Consider the following 25636-nt stretch of genomic DNA (forward strand, 5'->3'; position numbering starts at 1 on the left):
TCCACCGCTATTGGTATTCGTTTCTGGATTTTCATTTGGCTCTGGTTGGCCTCCGCCAGACGAGCAACTGGTCCAACCAAAAATAGGCCTCGAAGTACAAGTCGTTGTGCCAGCACGTTGACAGGTAAAATTTGATTCCTGACATGGACATTCATCTCCAATTTGATGATGACTACTTCCACTGCAAGTTGAACTTACACTACAAACCGGCTGATAGCCTACCTGTGTAAATTCACGAACGCAGCCATTGCCCCTGCCTATTACAAGGCTTTCGTCTTCAATGGCCTCAATGCCAAGGTAGCCTAAGTCGCAGAGCAGTTGGTCATTTTCGTCTACCTAATAATGATAGGTAAGAAGATACTGTTGGTAGGTGCCATCGTCAAATTGTTTCAACACGTAGTTCTCAACGACGGTCATTTCTTCGGTCTCACGATGCACGGGAAACGTGTAGGTGGCAAACCCCTCTTGCGCTATGACCTGTACTTCGGTCTCATCAATAGTAAAGCCATAGGTTGATGAGCTTGCTCCCCTTTGAAAAGCGGCATCTTGGTTTATGGAGCTTATCTTATTTGCCAAAGATTTGTGTCGCTGTTTAAAATGCTCCCAACTATAATATTGCAATTCAAAATTTGGTTGGTTAGTACTTGTGTTTTCAACCTCTATTTCATCATCCTCCTGGCAACCAAAAGTCATGAGCATTAATCCCGTGCAGAGTATTAGGGATTTAAGATACTATTTCGCTGTTTCGCTGTTTCATAAGTTAAAAATGGTTTCGTTTTAGTCTAGTACTATTATTTTAAGAGGGATTGTCAAATGTAGAACCATCCAATGTCAAAAACTGTTAAAACAAATGTTAAAAAAGACCTTAAAACCAGCGTAATATTACGGTTTTACCCTACTCTCTAAGTATAGCGATGCCTGCGAGCGAGAATTAATTTGCTCTAAAGTGCCGTAAATAGGAGTTGAAATTGATTTTTCAGGATTTAAGGCAAAAAAAAAAACATGATTAGAAAAAACAAATTTCATAATCCAACCGCAGCCTACTTTATAAGTTTTATATCACATCTGGCTAATTTTTATTATGGCATTCATGGATTCGCTTCGCTCAAGTGCAACGATGTATTGCTTCGGTATTTTTACTCGGAAAGTTCAGTTTAATGTTTTAGAAGATCGCATTGCAGCGCGGAAAAAGGTATGAAAGTTTTTTTCTATTGTTTTATGCCGAAGATGAAAGCTAACTGAATATAGATCATAAGGGAATGCATGTAGGCGTTATGGAATCATGAGAAAAACTGGAGGCGACATTATCTTTTGGGCACGAGCGAGACGCTCGCGCTAGCGGGATTTTAGGATGATCCAATAATGATTAAGAATTCAAAGTACATCCCAATTTCTCAAGGCCTTGAACTGTGCTCTAAAGCGCTTATCTTTTAAAGAGGATTTTGTTTGCCGCTCCAAGGGTTTGATTTATTCGATTTCGATATCGAGTTCATGGCGATTCCTTCTGGTATTTTCATTGCACCGAATCAATCACGCTCCCGCAAGTCATCATTTGCTCCCCGTAATAGGGATTTCGAATATCTTCTTCAGTGCTGAGCCAAACAGCGCCTTTGTTATTGTTTGCCATAGGACATTTTTGAACATAGAGGATTGGGTTAACGTCTTTGAGGTTTACCGCTATTGGAATTATGTTTTCGTTCAGGATTACAAAATGGGCGCGCTGGTTTTCAAGCTTGTCATTTATAGCAATGGCATCCAGCATCTCGATGCTTTTAATGATGTGGGATTGTTCCATCTTTCCCAAAGCGTCTATTTCTATGGATTTCAGAGACTTTGATGTCGCTTTCGCAAAAATCGAAACTTGAGCAGCATCACTATCTACAAAGGCATCTTTCATTTGAAGATAGGGACTGAAAACTTTCGTAAAATTCTTTTGGAAGCTGGCTGATAATTCTATTTTCATATCTGCCATTGGCATGGTCTCTTTAACGGTCTTCCCTTGGTTCATCATTGATTTTTTTCCTTGCAGTTGTGCTGCAGCATCAACCGTGAAGGTGCCGTTGGTCACGATTTCATCGCCATTTTGAAGGCCTTGGGTAATCGTGTAAAACTCGCCATTACGATTGCCGATGGTGACTCCGCGCATTTCAAAAACAGGTAAGTTGGGATTTGTTTTTATATAAACTAAGGATCGTTCTCCTGTCCACATCACGGCACTTGCAGGAACGGTAAGCGTTTCCGCAGTAGTTTTCATTGCGCCTTTGAGTTTGCCAGTGACGAACATTCCTGGTTTAAATAAATCCTCGGTATTTTTCAGGGTTGCTCTCACAGTCACAGTGCGTGTTGCATTATTCAATAAAGGGTCAATAAATGATACGCTCGCATCAAATTCTTTATTGGGATAGGCATTGGCAACTACTTTTATTTTTTGGCCGTCTTTTAAATTTGAAATCTGATTTTCATAAGCGTCAAATTCTGCCCAAACCGAATTCAAGTTACTCACTTTAAGAATGGGCTGTCCTTGTTTTACATAGTCGCCTTCTCTTGCCATGACTTCAGAAACAGTTCCGGAAACCGTGGCATAAATAGGAAAGTTATCGCGCACATTACCAGATGATTCTATGGCGTCGATTTGTTGGTCTGATAGTTTCCAGTTTTTTAGCTTGTTACGTACAGCTTTATACAAAGCAGGTTGCGATTCTTTTAAGGAAGCCGTTGTGAGCAGTTCCTGTTGCGCAGCCACTAAATTGGGCGAATAGATTGTAGCCAGTAGCTGACCCCGATTTATTTGCTGCCCTTCATAATTGACATTCAAGCGCTCAATACGTCCGTCAAAATAGCTAGCTTGGACACTGTTGTTTTCTTCATTGGCTGCAATTTTTCCTGAAAGGGAGATCATGCCATCAGCATCAGAAGCAGCCGCATTACCAACCACGGTGGTTTGAATATTGGCAAGCGCCATGGCGTTTTCGGTCATTTTGATTTCATTCATCGCAAGACCTTCGGCACTAGATTCGGCTGGAATAAGATCCATTCCACAAATAGGGCAATCGCCAGGTTCTGGTTGCATGATTTGTGGATGCATGGAGCAGGTCCACATTTGGATTTGTGTTTCCGACGTATCTGAGACATTTTTGGTGTTTGCAGAACCTTCCGAAGAAGTCCCGAAAAACACGTAGCCTAAGACGAGTCCTGCTATTAATAGTGCGATGTAAATGATGTACTTTTTCATAGTTATACTGTTTTTAAACCTAACAGGTTTTAAAAACCTGTTAGGTTTGTAAGCGACGTTTTTTTGCGCTAGGGATTAGGCATGAATTATATTTTTTTGATCTCGTGAATTAGTTGTTCAACCTTTTTATCAGAATGTTCTTGCGGATCTGAAGCAGTTTTGGATGACAATAAAGTGGTGCCATTGTTTCCAAATAGGAACCAGCCAGCTAAAACGCCAACAACTAATGCAAGCACAATAGATACTACATTTTTATTCATAATTTCTATATTTTAATTCAAGCACTACACTGCGCTAGGGATAGTAGTGAAAATCCTTTTTGTGAGGCACGAGCAAAAAGATTGTAGCGGATAGCCCGCCCGAGCGCCCAAAAACTTCTAATTATCCTCAAGCCTTTTGATCATTTGCTTCATCTCTTCAATTTCCTTTTTTTGAGCTTTGATGATATCTTCAGCCAATTGCTTTACTTCTGGATCTTGAATATCGGCACGCTCACTGGTTAAAATCGCAATGGAGTGGTGCGGAATCATCGCTTTCATCCACAATACATCCCCAATAATGGGTGCTTGGGCGCGTACTAATCCCAACGCGCTTGCAAAGAGAGCGATACTGCCAACAATAATGGCGATATTCTTCTTTTTATTTTGATACATCCCGCGCATGGCCACATACATAATGATTGCCATGGCAGAAATCCCCAGACAACTCATATAAAATCGGGTCAAACTAAAATACACATGATCGATGGCATAGGTGTTTAAATACATTGTGATGTACATTGCCACAAAGGATGCGGCCAGCATTCCCACAAATTTGGTGTAGTTGTTTTGCTTTTTTGAATCGTGATTCATCTCGGCTTTGCTTTCCATATTTGTTGATTTTAGTTGTTAATTGATTTTTTTTGTTTTTAGTCTCAGAGCATTGGCAATTACCGAAACTGAGCTAAAACTCATCGCCAGCGCTGCTATCATAGGCGATAACAAGATCCCGAAAAATGGGAATAATACGCCTGCTGCGATTGGAACGCCAAGTGTATTATAAATCAGTGCAAAAAATAGATTCTGTTTGATGTTTCTCATGACGGCGTGACTCAAATTTTTTGCTTTTACAATCCCGTGCAAATCGCCTTTGACTAAGGTAATCATGGCGCTTTCAATGGCCACATCGGTTCCTGTTCCCATGGCAATCCCAACATCACTTTTGGCAAGGGCGGGTGCATCGTTGATGCCGTCGCCAGCCATGGCAACTACTTTGCCTTGTTCCTGTAATTTGGTTACTTCTTTGAGTTTGTCTTCGGGTAACATACCTGCTTTAAAATCAGCAAGGTTGAGCTCGCTGGCAACTGCTTGAGCGGTGTCGTGATTGTCTCCCGTTAACATGATAACAGCAATGCCTTTGTCTTGCAGTTCTTTAATCGCTTTGGCACTCGTCTTCTTAATTTTATCGCCAATAACCACATAGCCAGAGACTTCGCCATCGACTGCCAAATAGGAAACGGTTTTGCCTTGTTTCTGAAAGGATTGTACTTCGGTTTCCATTTCAGTTGAAATAGTGGCTTTTGCATAGGCCATCATTTTGGCATTTCCTAAATCGAGTTTTTTGCCATCCACCGTGCCTTCTACACCTTTACCGGTTACGGCACTGAAGTTTTCGGTTTTTGAAATTTCGGTTTTTTGTGCTTTACCGTATTTTACGGTGGCTTCAGCAAGCGGATGCTCACTGGAACTGTTGAGCGACGCGATGAATTTCAGGATTTCGCTTTCGGAAAAATTTGCACCGAAAACACCAATTTTTTCAACCGTTGGTTTCCCTTCCGTAATGGTTCCCGTTTTATCGATGATGAGTGTATCTACTTTATCCAATTTCTCAAGGGCTTCGGCATTTTTGATCAATACCCCGTTTTGCGCACCTTTACCAACACCTACCATTATTGACATAGGTGTTGCCAATCCTAATGCACAAGGGCAGGCAATTATCAAAACCGCAATGGCATTGACCAAGGCAAATACATACGCAGGTTCTGGGCCCCAAATTGCCCAAACGGCAAAGGTGATGATAGAAATCCCAACGACCACAGGGACAAAATATCCTGAAACCGTATCTGCCAGTTTTTGAATAGGTGCGCGACTGCGGCTGGCGTCATTGACCATGTGTATAATTTGAGAAAGCAAAGTGTCGCTGCCCACTTTTTCGGCTTTCATCAGGAACGATTGATTGCCGTTGATGGTGCCGCTGCTTACGTTATCAGATTCGGCTTTGTCAACAGGGATGGGCTCTCCAGAAATCATGGATTCATCTACGGTGGTATGTCCTTCCGTAATCACACCATCCACAGGAATTTTATCGCCTGGTTTTACGCGTAAAATGTCTCCTTTTTGAATCTGATCTATGGAGACTTCTTCTTCGGTGCCATCTACTACTTTAATGGCTTTATTTGGTGCGAGTTTTAGTAATTCTTTTACTGCGGAATTGGTTTTGCTATGGGCACGCGCTTCCAGTACTTGTCCCATCAATACCAAAGTGAGAATTACGGTTGCGGCTTCAAAGTATACATGTACTGCGCCAGAATCCGTTTTAAATTGTTCTGGAAAAAAATCGGGGAACAACATCCCGAAAACACTGAATAGCCAAGCCACACCTGCACCAATCCCAATGAGCGTGAACATGTTGAGGTTCCAAGTTTTGATACTGCGATAGGCGCGTTCAAAAAACATCCAGGTGGCATAGAATACCACAGGAATGGAGAGACCGAACTGAATCCAGTTCCACCATTTCTGTTCCATCATATCGTACAATGGATTGTTTGGAATCATTTCGCTCATTGCGATCAAGAAAATGGGCAAGGTGAAAGCAACTGCAACCCAGAATTTCTTAAGTAGATTTTTATAGGTTTTTTCTTCGGAAGAACTATCGGGTTGCATCGGAACCAGATCCATCCCGCAAATTGGGCAGGCTCCGGGTTCATCTTCTACGATTTCAGGATGCATGGGGCAGGTCCATTGTTCTGAAGTCGTTGCCGATAGGTTTTGCTCTTCTACCAAATCCATTCCGCAGACAGGACAATCGCCTGGTTTGTCGTAAGTTTTGTCGCCTTCGCAGTGCATTGGACAGTAAAAGGTTCCGGTTCCTTTGCCTTTTGATTTAGCCGCTTTTTTTTCTGAAGGAGGATTATGTGCTCCAGGTTCGTGTATTGAATAGCTACCTCCGTCCTCTTGCAGTGCTTTTTGAAATGTTTCGATAGGAAGGTGTGATTCCATTTCGATTATAGCTTCCGATTTTTCCAAATTAACGGATGCATTGGTCACGCCATCTACTTCAGAAAGTGTTTTTTCAACGTGGCTTCTACAACCGTTGCAGGTCATGCCTTGTATGTGATATGTGTGTTTCATCAGACCGTTTTCTTCTTCTTCTTCTTCTTCTTCTTCTTCTTTTGGCTTATGAATCGAATAGCTGCCACCATCTTCTTGCAGCGCTTTTTGAAAGGTTTCGATAGGAATGTGTGCTTCCATTTCAATGGTAGCTTCAGATTTTTCCAAATTAACGGATGCATTGGTCACGCCTTCTACTTCAGAGAGTGTTTTTTCAACGTGGCTTCGGCAACCGTTGCAGGTCATTCCGTGGATGTGATAAGTGTGCTTCATCATACCGTTTTCTTCTTCTTCTTCTTCTTCTTCTTTTGGCCTATGAATCGAATAGCTGCCACCATCTTCTTGCAGTGCTTTTTGAAAGGTTTCGATAGGAATGTGTGCTTCCATTTCAATGGTAGCTTCAGATTTTTCTAAATTAACGGATGCATTGGTCACGCCATCTACTTCAGAAAGTGTTTTTTCAACGTGGCTTCGGCAACCGTTGCAGGTCATGCCTTGTATGTGATAGCTGTGTTTCATTTTTTAGGTAATTTTAAAATCATTGAATGCGCCAGTTCGAGATCATCTACGTGACCGGCTAGATCTCCATTATCAGTTTTGAAATGCATGTGCATTAATGTGGAGTGGTGCGTGAAGACACCTTTATGTTTTTCTGAATAAAAACCTAGAACCTCCACTTTCTGATTTTTTAAAACGCCATTGCTTCCAGAAGTCTTGTGCTTTTCATGGGTGTGAATCGTATCGCCATCAATCCAATCAATCACGTGCCAGTTTAAACTCATGGCTTTTCCTTCCAATAGAAAGGGAAATGGCTTTTCAACATCCAATCCTTGCGCTTTTGCATGTTTCATGATAAATTGCTCGAGCTGGCTTATATCCTTTACTTCTGAAGGAATGCTTAGCTCGACCCAAGCATCAACTTGCGCCCATACAAGTAATGAAGCTTTAGCCTTGAAAGAATTATCTATCACGACTTGACTATTGACCACTTGGGAATTGAAAGGCTCAGCATTGAAAATCTGAACCTCTCCTTTGAGATTTTCGATGGCGCCGAGTGCATAACTATTGCGCATTCGCGAAAGCGAATCCAACGAAGCAGTCGCACGTAAATCTCCAGACATCAATGTCTTCAACGCTCCAGTATAGTGCGCCGTGCCATCTGTTTCTTGATTTTCACAAGATGTAAAAAGCAACCCAATCAGCACTGAAAATAGGAGTTTGTGTTTCATGATTATTGCATAACAAATTTAACGAACAATCCACCTGCCAAAAACTACAGGAGCTACTTATAAAGCCGAAAAAGTTCCCAAGAGCATACTTTTGCCTTCGTTTTCTCCCATCGCTTTTTGCATCCTTTTTTCGGTCACAAAAATCTGTATCATGCTACTAATGATGTAGCCTAATACAAACGCCCATAACGCCATCCAGAAAAACCCGGTGGTGGTTTAGGCAGCTTCGCCCCATTGTTTTAGAAAGTCGTCCATTCTTTTAAGGATAAAGAATCAAGTACAAAGTATTAAGGATAAAAAGCTCAAGCTACCTGATTTTAGTATTTCACTCGCCACTCATCTCTTTTACTCTATCATTATTTACCTACCAAAGTTTCCGTAACCTTACCACATTTGAGCATACGGTCTCCATAATACGGGTTTTTGATTTCGCTCTCTGTGGACAACCAGTAGCCGCCTTTGTTATTGAAAGCCATAGGACAAAACTGCTGGTAAACGGCGCCATCGGTCAATGATGCGTTAACCACAAGTGTCATTTTCTCAGTAAGATCAGAGAATGCTGTACGTTGTGCTTCTAGATCCTCTGAATCTGCAATCTGGGTAAGTGTACTTTTCAACGCAGTATCCTCTGTGAATTCCATCAGTTTTTGAGCACCAGATTGTGCCTCTGCTGCGTCTGAATTTACCAAGGCTGTTTTGATATGGATGTAATGCTGAAACATCGCTTGAGTATTTTCATCTGTAAACGTTGGCTTCGCCATTTCGGCATCATCTGTCATTGATTCTTGATGCATCTGATTAACCATAGGAGTAGGAGCTTCATTTTTGTTTGCATCTTTACACGATACTGCTGTTAAGGTTATAAATGCTATCGCAACTACACCTAATGTTGATTTTAATGTATTCATTTTTTTTAAATTTAAGTTTCTGTTTATAATTATTGATTTTTAGGATGAACATTACAATCTTTCAATTACTTTTTCCAGCATTGCAGTTATTTCATTGGCAATGTCGTTCAATTTTTCATTCTCTACTGCCTGCATGGATGCCATTGGGTTGACGGCCGCGACCTCAATAACGCCGTCTTCAATTTCCTGCACAATGACATTACAGGGAAGCATGGTTCCAATTTTATCTTCTGCCTGTAGGGCTTTGTAGGCATAAGGTGGATTACAGGCGCCAAGGATTTTGTACTTCTTGAAATCCACATCAAGTTTCTTTTTCATGGTCGCTTTGATGTCGATTTCTGTGAGTATGCCAAAACCTCCTTCTTTCAATCCTATTGTGACTTTATCGATAACCTCTTCAAAAGTGCCTTTGATCGTTTTGTTAAAATAATACTTCATGGTTTTTAATTTTTAGTGTTCAACGTTCGTTTTTGTTCTTCAAATTCTTCTTTGTTTATCTCGCCCTTGGCAAATCGTTTGTCCAAAATAGCCATAGGATTTTCTCTATATCTGATGTTTTCTTTATTTCTTCTAATGTATAGAACTGCGCCCAATACGAGCAGAACCGGTATCAGTATCCACCACCACATCATCATAGTTATATCGTTTTAAAGTTAACTAATTGTTTTCATACGTAATTAACCCAATCTTTAGACTCGGTATTTACTGTCCTTCATTTTTCATTTTCTTCATCATTTCGGGGTTTTTTTCCTTCATTTCTTCCTTCATTTCAGGGTTCTCATTCATCAATTGCATCATCATTGCTTTCATATCCTTTTTCATCATTTTATTAGAATGGATTTCATCCATCAGCATTTTACGATCTTTTTCATTTTCCATCATTTTGTTGAGCATTTTAGAATACATCTTTTGCATCATTTCCGGATTTTCTTCCATCATCATCTGCATATGCGACTGCATTTTTTCTTTCATTTCAGGGTTTTTCTCCATCATCATTTTCATGTTTCCAGATTCCATCTGTGCCATATGGGCCTGCATCATTAACTTTTTGGCAGCTTCACTTTTTTGTGCCTCACTGATGAAATTGGTCAACTGGACAGGGTTTGAAATGATTTCTTGATAAATGGCATTTCTATTTTCGTCAACCTGCAATGTCTCGTTGGCGTTGAAGGTTGATTTGCAACTGATCATTGTTCCCACTAATCCAATTGCCATCAAAATTTTTACGGTTGTTGTTCTTGCGTTTTTCATTTTTTTCATTTTTAGATTATTTATATGTATTTTTTATTCTGAATCCTGTTTCTGTTCATTGGTTTTTAAAAACCATCTTTCCCCAGAAATGATCAGCGTCATAGCCACTAATGCCACAATGATGACTGTGATGTCGGAGCTTGCTTTAATCCATAAAAAGGCACTTAAAACGATGACGTCTAAAAGTATCGCAGTTATGATTATAGCTGAATTGGCCTTAACCTCTTTTCTTAAGTTACGCAAAATGCCCCATTGGATCCCAATGTCCATAACCAAATAAAATATGGCACCTAGCGAAGCGATGCGGCTTAAATCAAAAAATATGGTAAGTGCAATGGCAATAACAGCTACGTACACCAGCATGTGTTTTTGAACATTCCCAGGCATACCAAAATGTTTGTGAGGAATAAGTTTCATATCCGTCAACATGGCGGTCATTCTTGATACGGCAAAGATGCTGGCTATAATTCCCGAGATGGTCGCCACTATGGCTATACCAACAGTGAACCATAATCCATATTTTCCAAAAGCGGGCTTGGAAGCTTCAGCCAATGAGTAATCCTTTGCTGCTACAATTTCTGAAATCGTTAAATTTGATGACACTGCAAATGCCACCAATAGATATATTACAGTACATACTAAAAGTGAAATGATGATAGCTCGGCCCACATTTTTTTTTGGGTTTACAATTTCTCCGCCGCTGTTTGTGATCGTCGTAAATCCTTTATAAGCCAAAATGGATAAAGCCAATGCGCCTAAGTAATCTGTAATAGGATAATCTGTCGAATTATTCAATGAAATTGCATCTTGAAAAGAGAATCCAACCGCCCAAAGTGCCCCTATGGCAAAAATGGCAATGCCTCCAACCTTAATGATAGCCATAATCAATGACGACTTTCCAATAATATTATTTCCTGAAATATTAATCAGAAAGGCACCAACAATAAGGAGTACTCCTAATACGGGCACCCAAACACTGTTGTCGCCTACATTAAAAAGCTGCAGCGTATAAGAACCAAAAGTACGGGCAACCAGACTCTCATTGATAATCATTGAGAATGCCATTAAAAGTGCACCCGATGCCGCAATAGTACCTTTGCCATAGGCTTTAACCAAATACATTGCGATACCACCCGAGGATGGAAATGCATTTGACAATTTGATGTAGCCATAAGCACTAAATCCTGAAATTATCGCTCCAGCAATGAAGGCAAAGGGAAATAAATTACCAGACAGTTCAGCCACCTGACCCAATAAGGCAAAAATACCTGCACCAATCATGACACCAGTACCTAAAGCGATGGCTCCAATGAGTGATAAACTGTCTTTTTTATAGGTATTATCCATACTTAAAATCTTAATGATAGACCGCCACCCGCACCAAAGCGGTTATCATAGCTGCCCATCAATGAAAAGTCTCGGCTCAATACATACTCTAAGCCAAGCTTCCAAACGGTTTCTTCTTTAAAATCGGTGCCTGCTTCAAAATCATTTACCCAGCCAAAATCCATCTGGTATTCATACTCCCCAAAAATGGCCACCCTTCTAAAAATCATTGTGGCGGTTGACAGTGAAATTATAGGTCTCAATTTGTTGTCTATGCGCAAATCTGAATCAATGAGAAGTGGGAGCAAATAGCGCACACCTACAACTCCTGTGGCTCCAATCTCATCCATACTATCTTCCATCTCATTCTCAACATTTACACCGCCAAATACGCGGAAGTAACTGTTTAGCCAACGTTCATAAGTGAATTCTGCTTCCAAATTTTCATTCCATCCGTATTCGCCTCGTAAAATGAATTGGTTACGTATGTTCGTCGCCGTGTAGAAGAACTCTGTCATATGGCTTGCTGCGGTCACCTCTCCCCAAGTATAGATATGATCGGCTTCATTGGTTAGGTTTTTGAGTGGAAATGCTTTCAAACGCTCGTCCCGTGGCGTGTCGTAACTAAAAACCCTAGCCATACCACTGTTTATGTGATATAATATGTGACAATGAAAAAACCAATCGCCTTGTTCACTCGCATCAAACTCGATTACAACCTTTTGCATTGGCGCTACGTTTACAGTATGCTTCAATGGAGAGTACTCGCCATTTTCGTTCAATACTCTAAAGAAATGCCCATGTAGGTGCATGGGGTGATGCATCATTGTTAAATTGTTTAGGGTGATACGAACCACTTCTCCTTGTTCAATTTTAATTTTATCAGTTTCTGAAAGTGGCACACCGTTGATACTCCACACGTATCGATTCATATTACCCGTTAAGTTGAATAGTATTTCCTTAACAGGTTTGTCACTTTCAAACGCTGTAGGTTCTGGCGAGCGCAGATAATTGTAATTGAATTCGGGATTAGCACCGGTTTTCATATTGTCGCCTATCACTTTATCTTTTGGTATGATGTAGCCCATCTTCATGTCTTTCATATCCCCATTTTTCATAGACTTATCGTTCATTTTCATGTCCATTTTATCCTGATTCATGCTCATGGAATCAGTCTTTTTTGACACATCACCCGCTTTCATATCATCATTCATGGCCATCCCATCCATCTTCATTGCATATTTTTTCATATACTTAATGGAATCATTTTTAGAAGGATTGAATTTTGCTGCAGGTGCACCCATTTTCATGTCCATAGCCATCATGTGTTTTATGCTCTCAATTAAATCTGGCTCTGGAACTACAGGCGCTTTAAGTAGGTCGCCATCTCCCAAATAAGCCGATGCCTGTCCTGAACCGTCCTGAGAAGTCGCTCGTATTTCTAGCTTAGCATTTTCGGGAATGGTAACGATAAAATCGTAGGTTTCGGCAACCCCTATAAGCGTTTTATTCTTTTGGATGGGCACAACCTTCAATCCATCTGAAGCCACTAGCATTGGGTCGTTACCGCCAAAGGTCAACCAGAAATAGGTTGCTGCCGAAGCGTTTACAAAACGGACTCGTACCTTTTCCCCTGGTTCAAAATCATTATAGTCTTGAGTAGGTTGGCCATTAATAAAAAACCGGTCGTAATAATTGTCAAGAATAGCCATATCTGGCATACGTTGCCACATCATTTTTAATTTGGCACCCACGGCATCTTTCTTTATTATTTTGTCCCAACTTTGTATCTGCCCTTTCTTAATAAGATACCATTCGTTACCCCTTTTTAAATTTTTGAGCTGTGATTTCGGATTTTCATCCATCCAGTCTGAAAGCACTAAAACCAAGTCTTTATCGTATTCTAAATTGGTTTCTTTTGGGTTTATTTGAATGCTACCATACACACCACGCTGTTCTTGTAATCCCGTATGCGAATGGTACCAATAGGTTCCAGACTGTTTCAAAGCAAACTTGTATTGTAGAGTTTCGCCTGGTTTAATGGGGGGTGTGGTTAGGTAAGGCACACCGTCGTAGAAATTAGGCAGAATAAGCCCGTGCCAGTGAACTGATGTTTCTTCATCCATCGCATTGGTTACATTGATAATCGCAAACTCCCCTTCATTGAATTCCAGATTAGGACCAGGTATACCTCCATTCACAGTCATTGCTTTTATATCCTTGCCAGTAAAGTTTACCGTTTTGTAATCTATTGTTAGGTCATAAACACGTTCTGGCCAGTTATCTACATTTTCTTCAGTTTTATTCGCAGTCAGTTGCGCACTTGCCCCAAAGGAAATACACAGCAATAGCACAACTAACAGTCTCATTTTCATAGTTTTGAATTTTAACACAAGGGATAACAAATATACTTTTGTTATTCAGTGCGTTGTGTCACAATTATGGTTCATATCTATACAATTTGGTCCAATGGGTTTCTAGTGTTTTTTTGTTCTGCTTTGTATTCTGAAAGACTTAAGCCTGTTTCGGCTTTAAATTGCCTACTCAAATGATTGAGATGACTATAATCCAGAAGCTGACTTATCTCTGTGAAGTTTTTTTCCTGTGCCTGAATCAGTTCTTTTACTTTCTCAATTTTTAGCTTTATAAAGTATTTTTCAATGGTAATGCCTTCCGTAGAAGAGAATACTTTACTCACTTTTGAGTAGTCTTGATGCATTGTTTTTGCAAGATGCGTCGACAGTTTTTCGTGTAATTCAAGTGGAAGATCATCCACTATTTTAATGAGTTGAATCTTTACCTGCTCAGTCAATTTATCTTCAGCAGCATCGATGAGTTCAAAACCATTGCTCTCAATAATATTTTTAAGTTTTTCTAACTCACTATCATCTTGAATATCTAATTGAACACGTCCAAGTTCAATCTCTTCCAATGCGATATCCTGAGCTTCGATTTCATTTTTGAGCACCTTGATGCAACGATCGCACACCATATTTTTTATGTAGAAATTTTGCTTCATTAGTATTCTATTTTAGACCTAACAGGTTTCAATAACCTGTAAGGCCTGTTTTGAAACCCTGTTAGGTCTGCTTCGTTAAATAATTGATAAGCGCCGATTGCACATAATACATCTGTGCCGCTTCTATCAAATTCATCTGGAATTTTACTTGCAATTCCTGAATATCCAGCACGTCATTAAAGTCTATCGTTCCCGTTTCATAATTCTTAATCAGGATTTCTTCGGCATCTTGGGCTTGTTTTAGGTTTTTGGTTTGTATTTCGAATTTTATACGTGCCTGGTTGCGTTGCGATATCGCTTTGGCCAAAGCAGATTCCAATACATTTAACCGCTGGTCTTTCTGGGTCTCTATTTCTTGTTGCCGCAGCTCATTCTGCTTTGAAATGGACTTATACCTGTTGTTGAAAATGGGAATGGTAACCGAAACCATAGGCATCACGATATCCTTACCGTTTTCAAAAAGATCCATATCTGTTCTTTTACTTACAGGTAAATAATCCAGTCCGAACCCGATCATTGGGGCGCTTTCGCGCTGGTTAAGCAGTTCAGATTGTGCGACAGATTCATAGAGCTTGTCGTATTTGAGCAGCTCGGGATTGAGTGATAGACCATCATAACTAAAAGCAGTTTCTTCCTCAGGCAATGCTAACTCAGTAACGGTTTCAATTGGGACATCATGGTCGCGATTGAGGAGGCTATTGAACGCCGCCTGGATTCCAAAAGCCTGTTGTTCCAGTACTTTCTTATCCTGAACCAACTCGTTTTGTCTGATCTGTAATCGCAATACATCGACTGCTGAAGCTTTGCCTACTTCAACCGATGTTAGTGCCAAACGTTCGTAGGTTTCCAAAAGCTGAATATTCTCAACAAGCACAATCTGTTTTGCGCGAATCTCATAGAGCTTGTAATAGGTTTCAGCCACCGACAACCCCAATTTTCTTTTAGCAATCGTGATTTCAACAAACTCCGCTTCGGCCATTGAGGACGCATAATTTTCACGCGCGCTAATGGTGCCAAACCAAGGCAACATTTGCTTGAACCCTATTCTTGCCCGCTGTGCACCCACGCGAGTTTCTGTTTCGCTTAAAAAGTAGCCTGCGCTCACTTCTGTATTGGGAATCCAATTGGCCTCGTTGACTTTCTCTTCCGCAATATTGTAGCGCAGTTCAAAGGCTTGGATTTCTGGATTAGAGGCTGTGGCTTCTTCGATGTAACTTTCTAAGGATTGCGCTGATGCGAAGTTTTGGGCAACCAAAGCTAGTGTTAGGGTTATTAGAAACTGGAAGCTGGAGGCTGAAACCTGGACGCTAGAAACCTGATGCTGCATGCCAAAAAATGGAAGTATCAAACTCTTAGCTTGGTAGCTACCTAATCTCTTAAATAACTGTACGATTACTGAAGTTGTGGAAATCTTTCTATTTTTCATAAGTAGTCCAGTTTTTATGAAGTTTGGTTAGCATTTTGCCTATTTCATCATTTTGTTTGAGCACTCTTTCAAAAACGGATTGTTCAATGTATTTACATTCGATGGCATAATTCAACCAGTTTTCTGTTTCTGCATTTGACCCTAAGGCATTTATTAGCTGTTGTTTAAAGACTGCCTCATACTCCCTTTTTGCCCAACCTTCACTAATATTTGCAGAAACCGTACGCGAGCATCTTACAACTTGAGACCTAAGCGAATGGATTTCTTCTTTAGGAAACTTTCGCGTTAGCCAGCATAGTTCCATAGCGAGCGAAAACGCCGCTTGATGTACTTTCAAATCTTTGTATGATTTTATCATTTCCAAAATTTTAATTATCTAATCTCTAAATTCTAGTATCTAGCCTCCAGCGTCTAACTTCTAGCCTCTATCCTCCTTTTCTTCTTCAACTTCATCTCTTCCCTCCAACTAAACAGTACCGGTACCAAGAAATACGAAGTAATATCGATAATCATCCCACCAAAAATTGGGATTGCCATCGGGATCATGATGTCACTTCCTTTTCCTGTGGAGGTAAGTATGGGAAGTAACGCAAGTATGGTGGTTACGGTAGTCATTAAACAAGGACGAATTCGCTTGCCAGCAGCCTCCAAGGTTGCGTGCCGTATTCCCTTTTTATCCGTTGGATTTTCACGGTCAAAAGACTGAGTGAGATAGGTGGCCATGACCACGCCATCATCTGTAGCGATGCCGAAAAGCGCAATAAAACCTACCCAAACCGCCACACTCAAATTGATGGTTTTCACATTGAAAAGATCTCGCATATTCTCTCCAAAAAAGCTAAAATTAAAGAACCAATCCTGACCATATAACCAGATCATTATGAATCCGCCGGCGAACGCCACTGCTATTCCTGAAAAAACCATAAGCGATGTGGAAACCGAACGGAATTGGAAATACAGAATCAAAAAGATGATAATTAAGGCTAAAGGCACGACCACAGATAATGTTTTTTCTGCGCGAAGTTGATTTTCATAAGTTCCCGTAAATCGGTAGCTGATCCCTTGTGGCACTATCAAATCGCCATTATCGATGTTTTGCTGAATGAGCGCCTGCGCATTTTCTACCACATCAACTTCGGCAAAGCCATCGAGTTTGTCAAATAATACATAGCCAATCAAGAAGGTGTCTTCACTTTTGATAACCTGTGGCCCTTGCTCGTAGCGTATGTCCACCAATTCGCCCAAAGGCACCGGACTTCCCTTTTCAACAGGGACGTAAATGCTTTTTAAATCTTCCGGATTTTCGCGTAGCTCACGAGGATAGCGCACTCTTATCCCATAGCGCTCCCGACCTTCCACCGTTTGGGTAAGTGGCATACCGCCAACCGCGACTTGCAATATTTCCTGAACATCCATAACAGAAATGCCATAACGTGCTAATTGGTCTCGCTTGATATCAATAAGCAAATAAGGTTTCCCAACAATCCGGTCTGCAAAAACAGCTTGTTTTTTAACACCTTCTGCTTGTTTGAGAATGTCTTCTAGCTCTAAGCCGAAAGCTTCTATGGTTTTCAAATCGGGGCCTTTGACTTTGATCCCCATAGGTGCTCGCATTCCTGTTTGCAGCATCACAAGTCTGGTCTCAATGGGTTGTAATTTAGGCGCAGAAGTCACTCCTGGGAATTTGGTCACTTTTACGATTTCATTCCAGATGTCATCAGGACTGTTGATATCAGGTCGCCAGTTTCGGTAATATTCGCCATCATCGTCTGCAATCAAATCGTCGTGAGATGCGCTTGTTTTGAGTTGGGATGCTTCATAGTTTGCATCGTCATCGATTTCATTATTCGGATTGATGATGAATTTGTTGTTTTTCAGAATAAATAAACCATCATCGTTTACGCGGTAACGTTGACGGCCACCATTTTCATTGCGCATATATTCAGATTTATACTGAATCATATTCTCATACATCGAGAGCGGCGCAGGATCGAGCGCAGATTCTGTTCGCCCAGCTTTTCCTACCACAGTCTCAATTTCTGGAATACTGGCAACAGCCATATCGAGCTGCTGCAACACGCGTTTGTTTTCTTCCACACCTGCGTGGGGTAAGGAGGTAGGCATTAATAAAAACGAACCTTCATTAAGCGCCGGCATAAATTCTTTGCCGGTATTGCGCATGATGAGAATGCCTAAAATCAAGACCGTTGTGGGAATGATTAAAAACAGCAGTCTATTGTGAAGTGCCCAGCGCAGGATATCGTCATAGTACCTTCGGAAAACTGAAAATATACCCAGAAGCCCAAAACATATAATCGATACAAAAATCAAATTCATGATAATGCTTCGGTCAAAACCTAGCGGTCGCCAGTATTCTGCGAGTAAAAACACAATCGCAATGCAGGAAATAATGATATGGATGAGGTTGGCTCTTTTTGCTGTGACGATTTTCCGCACGCTCAAAAGTGCAACCACCCCAAAGCCAATCAATGTCAAACCTAGCCAATAGCCATAAATGATCGCTGCGATACCCAGCATGATGAGCACTCCATTAAGAATGTATTTAGAACGTTCTCTGATATTGGTTTTTCTAAACAGGTATGCAGCAAACGGTGGGATTAAGAAAAGTGCGATGATCAATGCTGCCGTGAGTGCCATTGTTTTGGTAAAGGCCAGCGGGCGGAATAATTTACCTTCAGCACCCATCAATGTAAATACGGGTATGAAACTAATAATGGTAGTTAAAACCGCTGTTAATATGGCGCCAGAGACTTCGGCTGTGGCATTATAGATAATTTCGTTTGTGGTGTATTCGACGCCGTTTTCTTGGAATCGCAGTTTCTCATCCTCCAAATGCCGAATCATGTTTTCGGCAAGGATGACGCCCACATCTACCATGGTGCCTATGGCAATCGCAATACCAGATAAGGCCACAATATTTGCATCGACGTCGAAAAGTTTCATCGCAATGAAAACCATCAATACAGCAACAGGCAACAATCCAGATATGAGGATGGAGGCGCGCAGATTGAATACCATCACGATAATGACCAAAATGGTAATCAAAATTTCGAGCGTGAGCGCTTCATTGAGCGTGTGCAGCGTCTCTTGAATAAGTTCGGTGCGATCGTAAAAAGGAACGATGGTAACTTGGGAGATGCGACCATCTTCCAACACTTTTGTGGGAAGTCCTGTGGATAATTCTGCAATTTGCTCCTTTACATTGTTGATGACTTCCAATGGGTTTGCTCCATACCTAGCGACCACCACTCCGCCAACGACTTCCGCTCCTTCCTTGTCCAAAATGCCACGCCGGGTTTGAGGTCCCAAATGCACTTTGGCGATGTCTTTAATTCGCAGCGAAGTGAAGTTTTCTGAAGTAACCACAGCGTTTTCGATGTCTTCTATCGACTTTACATAGCCCAATCCACGAACTAAATATTCCGCTTGATTGATTTCTAAGGTTTGCGCGCCTATATCCTGATTGCTTTCCTTAACTGCCTTAACAATGGCACTTAAGTCAATGTTGTATTGGCGCATTTTTTCAGGATCCACATCTACCTGATATTCTTGCACATAACCACCAATGGAGGCCACTTCTGAAACGCCACTAGCTGAGGATAAGCCATATTTTACGTAATAATCCTGAATGCTGCGTAGTTCGTGTAAATCCCAACCGCCTGTTACATTACCATCTTTGTCGCGACCTTCCAGCGTGTACCAATAAATCTGTCCCAAACCTGTTGCATCTGGGCCTAAAGCTGGATTGACGTCATTGGGTAATAATCCACTGGGTAATGAATTCAGTTTTTCAAGGATTCGGCTACGTGACCAATAGAATTCTATATCTTCTTCAAAAATGATATAGATGCTGGAAAACCCAAACATGGAGGAACTACGGATCGTTTTCACGCCAGGAATCCCTAATAAAGAAGTGGTAAGCGGATAGGTAATCTGGTCTTCAATATCCTGTGGCGAGCGTCCCTGCCATTTGGTAAACACAATTTGTTGGTTCTCACCAATATCGGGTATGGCATCCACAGACACAGGATCTGTGGGCAAAATACCCGTGTCCCAGTTGAAAGGTGCATTGACAATTCCCCAACCCACGAATAGCGCGAGCAACAGCACAGCGACCAACTTATTTTCTATAAGAAATTTGATGCTTTTATTGAGCATAGGTATTGATTATTAGACGGTTATAAAACGGTGTTTGGTTGTTTTCCAAAACATTAGAAACAACAAAATAGGCCCAAAACGGATTTGCCGCTGGGCTTATTTCCCGATCCTGATAGCCATGCTATCGGAACTGGGACTGTCTAATACATCAAATTAAGAAGGTTTGGTGCAGTACTTGCACATCCCGTTCAACAAAGGGTGGTGCGTAATCGAAAAACGGAATCTCTTCGGACGCTGTTCCTTCAAAGAGACTGATATAAGAATAGGTAAAGGATGCAACAAAGATTTGTTGCTCTAAGGAAAGCTTATCAAAAGAAACTTTTAGATCATCTTGACCTTTTTTAATCACTTGGGTATCGGTGCAACAGGATTTTTCTGAAAGCGTAGGATTCTCACAGTTAGAAGTGTTCTGGGTATTTTCCATCCCGCAGGTTTCCACTTGTTGCGTAAAAGAAAAATCAACCAAGGTATCTCCACAATAATGCATGTCCATAGTAAATGACATTGTCGTCATAAAAACGACACTCGCCATAAAAACTGCCAGTGATTTGTGAAAAAATTGTTTCATTAAGACAAAATTAGCATAAAAATTGACTTTTAGGTGCTTTTTAACTAATTGTTAGAGGATTGGAGTTTAAATAGCCAAAGGCATCATCGGTATTGTTGTAGATGAGGTTTGATGCTATAATTCAATATTGCAATTAGCATTGCAGCAAAAGCCGGTACCCATTGTTTTGAATATGGCCGCGCTTCAAAAATCATCAGTTACAATTGAACCGGTTGTTTTCCCTTTGGTTTATTCAAGACGGCTTTGCGTAAAATTCATTTTGATGAAACAAATTGGTTGTCATGACTGCCAGCCCGCAATATAAAGTGTGATTGATGCGTGATTTTTCCATAAACGCGATTTAAAGACAGCCAATCATTGATTTCAGATGAATTTAACAGCAATGCATAGTTGCCTATCAAGAGGAATTTAGGAGTATAGATGCTGGCGCTTAATTGATTCTGAAATGGCTTTCAAATCCAATTCATTAAGAATTTTTTGCGACATCCTCAACGCGTTTGGCAGTATCGGCTTTATTCAAACTTAGACGTACAATGCTGTCTTTGATGGCGGTAAGATCGTGCGGTACGCCGCCTTCCAACGCAACCAGATCGCCTTTGTGAAGCGAGTGAAGTTTGCCGTTCACACCAAAGTCGATGCTGCCTTCAAATATTTCAACCACGATAGGAAACGGGGTTTTGTGCTCTTTCATGACTTGGTCTTTCTTGAACGCGATTCGGATTTCTTTTCCAGTCTCCGTCTCAAACAATACTTGAATGGTTGGTCGTTTTTTGTGATATACTATGTCGTTTGTCAATGATGCTGTTTTCATAATCGATGTATCTTATAAGGTTTAATTAAATTTTGTGTTGTTTTAATAATGTTTTTAAGAATCAATTCCAGAGTCAATTGCTGTAATAGTCAAGGCACAAAGTCACTTATTCCCCAACCATGGGGCATAAGTGCGACAATGGTAATGGCATCCCTGTTGGCAAGACGTCCATAAGTACGCTTAGGTACTATTATGGAAGCTTGCGGCAAAGTTACGCCTATTTTTATTTAGGACAAAATTATCCGAAATAAAAATAGCTGGATTCAGACAGAAAGTGTGCCGTTTTCGGTAAACTTTCTGAAGCTCAAATTACTGGTAGCGACAGATTTATTCGAATAAGAAAACAATAAAACACACACTATTGGGCTTTCCATCCATTCATTCACTAAATTTGTTGCCAAGTTGTGGTTGTTTGAGATAGTCGCGTTGGAGCGTTTAAGACGTTTTCTCGGTTCTCATAATTTTTGCAGCTGAAAAAAAAGCATCTGAAAAAATACGGAATGGTCTCAATTAAAGCACATGCAAAAACGACTTTAAATTGATTTTGGCTTTTAGAAATTTTGAAAAGTCCTTTTTTTTCCTTTTTTTCCAACCATTCTATTTATGATCCTTTTTCATAACAATGAACTTAATATTGATAGTAAATATTTTTTATTGAATCCTAATTAATTAGCGACTGTCTAACAATGGCAAACCTCACACAAAGTTTTAATAATTTTTTCAAAAAAGATTCCGCCCCGGGCATACTGTTAATTGTGGCTACAATAGCTGCCTTGATAGTGGCAAATACGCCTTTAAAGCATTTTTACACCGAGTTGATGCACATCAAGTTTTCCATGGGCTTTGATGAGATCTATCTTTCAAAATCCTTGCACCATTGGGTAAATGACTTTTTGATGGCGCTCTTTTTTTTACTGGTAGGACTGGAAATCAAAAGCGAACTGAAATTTGGAGGCTTACGCACTTTTAAATCGGCCATATTTCCTGTGGTTGCAGCCATAAGCGGCGCCTTGTTTCCTGCACTTATATTTATTGCCTTCAATCAGGGCACCGACTACATTAAGGGTTGGGCAATCCCAATGGCAACCGACATAGCCTTCGTTATTGGCATCATTGCCATGCTCGGTTCTAGAATGCCTTCATGGGCAAAGGTGTTTATTACCACAATTGCCGTTGTTGACGATTTGATTGCTGTATTGGTCATTGCTTTTTTCTATACCGATGACATTCGTTGGCAAGCGCTAGGGATAGCAGGTATTTGTACTTTAGTGCTGCTTTTTTTAAACTATAAAAACGTCAATAGGTTGACGCCATATCTCGCGGTTGGCTTTATATTATGGTGGGCGGTATTGGCTTCGGGGATCCATGCAACAATCGCGGGGGTAATTTTAGCGATGACCGTACCTTTACGTCGCGAATGGAGGTTAGGCAGGATTAAGGCGTTTGCCCGTAAGGGATTCAAGCTTTTTAAAAGAGCCAAGGATAGCACGCTCGCCATGACAACTCCAGAAGTGCACCGCTATCTTGAAAACACCCAGCGTGAGATGGAATCGCCACTCAAGAGATTGGAGCGAAAACTGCACGCTCCGGTGTATTTCTTTATCATGCCGGTATTCGCATTTGTGAATGCGGGCATCGTATTCAATTCTGAAATTTTAAATGAGGCCTTTCACTTGCCAATAACCTGGGGAACTATTTTGGGGCTTTCCGTAGGGAAACCCTTCGGCGTTTTATTGGCCATTTGGATCCTTTTGAAGTTCTTCTATAAAAACATGCCGCAAACGCCCGAAATATGGAAACTACTCATGGGAATTTCGTTGCTCTGCGGTATTGGTTTTACCATGTCATTATTCATAGTCAACCTTTCTTTTATGGATGAAGTGGTGCGTGAAGAAGCGAAAATAGGCATTCTTTTGGCCTCATTATTGAATGGCGTTTTGGGGTATTGGGTGCTACACGATGCCACCAAAAAACCGGAAGCGATCACTGCCGATAAAATAAATATAACCCGCTAAAATTGCGTCTAAATCCTAAGACAAGAATCGAGCTTTGCAATTCTGTGTGGGTTGATTATTGCTAATGATTTGGCATAAAACAGCTGCAAATTTTCTTTTGGCGCATGCAGTGAGGCCGTTGAAGTTTCTCAAAAATTGAGGATCTAAAGTTGCTGCAACTCTGGAGAAAAATAGGTGGAACGGCCTCCCAATTTTATCTTTTCTATTTTACCACCCGTATGGAAGCAGGTAGCGCCTTCTTTTCTAAAGTGTATTAAAAAATGCTTCGGAAAATCACTGTAGTGCGCATCATGTGCTATCGCTACTTCTATGACATTTTTCATCGCATCAAACACCTGTTCAATTGCTTTTACGGTCATGTCCTGTACTTTTTTCTTAGGGTGGATTTTGGCTTGGTAGAGAATGTCATCAGCCATCCAATTGCCCACACCGGCAGCAACACTTTGATCCATGATTACTTTTTTGATATGGGTCTTCCTGCTACTCAGGGAAGCCTTGAAATCTTCCAGACTTAAATCTCTCGCATCATCGCTTAGCTTGTGTTCAGATTTGTAGTCTTCGATGGAATCTATCAGATTCCACCAGCCAAATTTTCGCTTATTTTCAAAAGCAAAGTGAAAACCGTTTTCAAAAGTCAGTACAATATGTCCGAATTTTGGTCGGTCTTCTTCATCTTTATAGTAATTGGGACGACCGGTCATCCCGAAATGGATCACGAGTATTTTGTCGCCAGTGGTTTTTAGAAACAGGTATTTGCCAATGCGCAGGGTTTCAGTAAGCTCTTGTTTGAGAAGGTGCTGCTCAAAATCGGCCTTGGGTTTTTTAAGTAATCTGGCATCACGACATTCAAAGCCCATGATTTTTTTATGTAGCGAGGTACTGTCAATATAAACCTTATAACCCTGTACTTCTGGTAGTTCTGGCATAGTTATTTTTTGATTTTAGTAATTATAATGCATGTTTCAAAACTGATTTTGGGGTCCGTTTTGATGCTGAAAAACAAAACAGTGCCACATTAGCGTGTGTTAATCCCTCAGCATTGCGACAGTAGCCACCGTTCTAAATCCTGTGTGATCTGATCCCGAATCAAAAGCAGTGCCCATTCGTGCTGAAATCCTAAAACTGGCGCAGTACGAGGCATGGCATAAAAACGAACCACCTTTAATGATGTGTTCAGGTTGGTAGGGATTATCTGGGTTAAAGCCCGCCTTGGCGCCTTTGGGGTTGATCAATGTTGTGTTGGTGTCAAGACTTTGATAGTAATTGACATTGAAAAGATCTGAGGTCAACTCCCAAACATTGCCCATCATGTCATAGATCCCGATGCTGTTGGGCGGATAGGATTTGGCCGGGGCTATGAATTCAAACCCGTCGAGGCTTTCATTTTTCACAGGAAAACTGCCTTGCCAAGTGTTTGCGTTTTCGTTGAGTTTTTGGGCATCATCTCCCCAAGTGAAAATGGCATCACGCGCAGTGCCTTGGGCGGCAGCTTCCCATTCGGCCTCGGTTGGTAGGCGCCGGTTCGCCCATTCGCAATAGGCTAAGGCATCTTCGTAGGCAATGTGTACCACAGGGAAGTTGTCCTTGCCCTTGATGTGACTATTTGGGCCGGCAGGGTGTTTCCAGTCGGCACCGATTTTCCAAGTCCACCATTGGGCATAATTGTCCATATTGACCACCGCACTGACGGCTTTATTGAAAATCAAGCTACCAGGTTGCAACAGGGAATCGGCTGGTTTAGGCGTGCCCTGTGGGAGGTTTTTTTTCATGTCCTCCCAATCGATGGAACGTTCGGCAATCGTGATATAACTGGTGGCATCAACAAAGGCTTTATAGTTGGCATTAGTCACCTCTGTAATGTCTATAAAAAAGCCATCTACGGTAACTTGATGCGCCGGTTTTTCACGGGACATTGCAAAAGCATCATTGGCTTTGGCACCTTGGGTAAAGGTTTTGCCCGCAACCCAAACCATGCCTTGAGGGGTTGAGACGTTTTTTGGCTGTTCTTTTAGGATTTTATGCGGCACTCTGGCTGCGGCAGTTTTCGAGGCTTGTGCTGCAACGGCAGGTTTCGGCTGTTCCTTGCAGCAAAAAAACACGATGGCAAAAACAATGATGAAAGTAATTTTGAAGTTCATGTGACTTGAATTTATTCCGAAGCAATATCCCGTAGAGGAATAGACTTTTGGATATCAAAGATAGAAAATGGCTCTAAAAGGAAGGCTATCATAATCATTTTAAGCGCTACGGAAGCCAATCTAAATTATTTAGGCTTAGCACACTTGGATTTAGCCATTGTTTGAG

The 25636-nt window shown here is 41.0% G+C and carries 22 protein-coding genes and 1 pseudogene; 2 read left to right on the top strand and 21 right to left on the bottom strand.

From position 1 onward, the window contains the following. Nucleotides 1–336: 336 nt before the first annotated feature. From ESY88_RS01030 to ESY88_RS01115, 19 genes and pseudogenes are all read right to left on the bottom strand, one after another. Entirely contained in the window at nucleotides 337–699 is a 363-nt protein-coding gene (locus ESY88_RS01030) for a hypothetical protein (protein WP_147084990.1), read from the bottom strand. Nucleotides 700–1513: 814 nt separating this feature from the next. Then, nucleotides 1514–3232, bottom strand: coding sequence for an efflux RND transporter periplasmic adaptor subunit (locus tag ESY88_RS01035; protein WP_147084991.1), 1719 nt, complete (start codon nucleotides 3230–3232; stop codon nucleotides 1514–1516). An 86-nt stretch (nucleotides 3233–3318) separates the two neighbouring features. Continuing rightward, nucleotides 3319–3492, bottom strand: a complete 174-nt coding sequence (locus ESY88_RS20815; protein WP_189702482.1) for a hypothetical protein — start codon at nucleotides 3490–3492, stop codon at nucleotides 3319–3321. 117 nt (nucleotides 3493–3609) lie between these two features. Beyond that, nucleotides 3610–4101, bottom strand: a complete 492-nt coding sequence (locus tag ESY88_RS01040) for a DUF305 domain-containing protein (RefSeq protein ID WP_189702483.1) — start codon at nucleotides 4099–4101, stop codon at nucleotides 3610–3612. A gap of 18 nt (nucleotides 4102–4119) precedes the next feature. Then, nucleotides 4120–7119: a heavy metal translocating P-type ATPase gene (locus ESY88_RS01045; RefSeq protein WP_147084992.1), complete on the bottom strand. Its 3000-nt coding sequence runs from the start codon at nucleotides 7117–7119 to the stop codon at nucleotides 4120–4122. After that, the gene (locus ESY88_RS01050; RefSeq protein ID WP_147084993.1) at nucleotides 7116–7829 is read right to left on the bottom strand and encodes an acetolactate decarboxylase; all 714 of its coding nucleotides are present in this window, start codon (nucleotides 7827–7829) and stop codon (nucleotides 7116–7118) included. Before ESY88_RS01050 ends, ESY88_RS01045 begins: the two co-directional genes overlap by 4 nt. Nucleotides 7830–7869: 40 nt before the next feature. Continuing rightward, nucleotides 7870–8024: pseudogene (locus tag ESY88_RS01055) on the bottom strand (permease); the annotation flags it as partial. Between the two features lie 161 nt (nucleotides 8025–8185). Further along, nucleotides 8186–8737, bottom strand: a complete 552-nt coding sequence (locus ESY88_RS01060) for a DUF3347 domain-containing protein (protein ID WP_147084994.1) — start codon at nucleotides 8735–8737, stop codon at nucleotides 8186–8188. 51 nt (nucleotides 8738–8788) lie between these two features. Beyond that, the gene (locus tag ESY88_RS01065) at nucleotides 8789–9175 is read right to left on the bottom strand and encodes a DUF302 domain-containing protein (RefSeq protein WP_147084995.1); all 387 of its coding nucleotides are present in this window, start codon (nucleotides 9173–9175) and stop codon (nucleotides 8789–8791) included. A 5-nt stretch (nucleotides 9176–9180) separates the two neighbouring features. Further along, the gene (locus ESY88_RS21780; RefSeq protein WP_147084996.1) at nucleotides 9181–9372 is read right to left on the bottom strand and encodes an SHOCT domain-containing protein; all 192 of its coding nucleotides are present in this window, start codon (nucleotides 9370–9372) and stop codon (nucleotides 9181–9183) included. Between the two features lie 67 nt (nucleotides 9373–9439). Then, complete coding sequence (locus ESY88_RS01075) at nucleotides 9440–9988, bottom strand: hypothetical protein (RefSeq protein ID WP_147084997.1); 549 nt, start codon at nucleotides 9986–9988, stop codon at nucleotides 9440–9442. Nucleotides 9989–10021: 33 nt separating this feature from the next. Beyond that, nucleotides 10022–11335, bottom strand: a complete 1314-nt coding sequence (locus tag ESY88_RS01080) for an APC family permease (protein WP_147084998.1) — start codon at nucleotides 11333–11335, stop codon at nucleotides 10022–10024. 2 nt (nucleotides 11336–11337) lie between these two features. Continuing rightward, complete coding sequence (locus ESY88_RS01085; protein WP_147084999.1) at nucleotides 11338–13689, bottom strand: multicopper oxidase domain-containing protein; 2352 nt, start codon at nucleotides 13687–13689, stop codon at nucleotides 11338–11340. Between the two features lie 77 nt (nucleotides 13690–13766). Then, nucleotides 13767–14333 (bottom strand): helix-turn-helix domain-containing protein, encoded by a 567-nt coding sequence (locus ESY88_RS01090; RefSeq protein ID WP_147085000.1) that lies wholly within the window; start codon nucleotides 14331–14333, stop codon nucleotides 13767–13769. Between the two features lie 61 nt (nucleotides 14334–14394). Next, nucleotides 14395–15759: a TolC family protein gene (locus ESY88_RS01095; RefSeq protein WP_394343945.1), complete on the bottom strand. Its 1365-nt coding sequence runs from the start codon at nucleotides 15757–15759 to the stop codon at nucleotides 14395–14397. Continuing rightward, on the bottom strand, nucleotides 15749–16117 hold the full coding sequence (locus ESY88_RS01100; RefSeq protein ID WP_223270680.1) for a four helix bundle protein: 369 nt from the start codon (nucleotides 16115–16117) through the stop codon (nucleotides 15749–15751). The genes ESY88_RS01095 and ESY88_RS01100 overlap by 11 nt, the downstream gene beginning before the upstream one ends. A gap of 53 nt (nucleotides 16118–16170) precedes the next feature. Then, entirely contained in the window at nucleotides 16171–19938 is a 3768-nt protein-coding gene (locus tag ESY88_RS01105; protein ID WP_147085002.1) for an efflux RND transporter permease subunit, read from the bottom strand. 148 nt (nucleotides 19939–20086) lie between these two features. Further along, the gene (locus tag ESY88_RS01110) at nucleotides 20087–20506 is read right to left on the bottom strand and encodes an HYC_CC_PP family protein (protein WP_147085003.1); all 420 of its coding nucleotides are present in this window, start codon (nucleotides 20504–20506) and stop codon (nucleotides 20087–20089) included. Between the two features lie 466 nt (nucleotides 20507–20972). Then, entirely contained in the window at nucleotides 20973–21317 is a 345-nt protein-coding gene (locus ESY88_RS01115) for a cupin domain-containing protein (RefSeq protein WP_147085004.1), read from the bottom strand. A gap of 119 nt (nucleotides 21318–21436) precedes the next feature. Between ESY88_RS01115 and ESY88_RS21630 the strand changes: the two genes are divergently transcribed. Then, a complete protein-coding gene (locus tag ESY88_RS21630) occupies nucleotides 21437–21568 on the top strand; it encodes a hypothetical protein (protein ID WP_262713045.1) in 132 nt (43 codons plus the stop codon). A 435-nt stretch (nucleotides 21569–22003) separates the two neighbouring features. Then, entirely contained in the window at nucleotides 22004–23332 is a 1329-nt protein-coding gene (gene nhaA / locus ESY88_RS01120) for a Na+/H+ antiporter NhaA (RefSeq protein ID WP_147085005.1), read from the top strand. Nucleotides 23333–23475: 143 nt separating this feature from the next. Here nhaA and ESY88_RS01125 read toward each other — a convergent pair whose 3' ends face one another. Beyond that, on the bottom strand, nucleotides 23476–24258 hold the full coding sequence (locus ESY88_RS01125; protein WP_147085006.1) for an Fpg/Nei family DNA glycosylase: 783 nt from the start codon (nucleotides 24256–24258) through the stop codon (nucleotides 23476–23478). Between the two features lie 99 nt (nucleotides 24259–24357). Further along, complete coding sequence (locus ESY88_RS01130; RefSeq protein ID WP_147085007.1) at nucleotides 24358–25470, bottom strand: formylglycine-generating enzyme family protein; 1113 nt, start codon at nucleotides 25468–25470, stop codon at nucleotides 24358–24360. Nucleotides 25471–25636: the final 166 nt, after the last annotated feature.

The organism is Subsaximicrobium wynnwilliamsii (assembly GCF_007997225.1).
GTDB classification, from domain to species: domain Bacteria; phylum Bacteroidota; class Bacteroidia; order Flavobacteriales; family Flavobacteriaceae; genus Psychroserpens; species Psychroserpens wynnwilliamsii.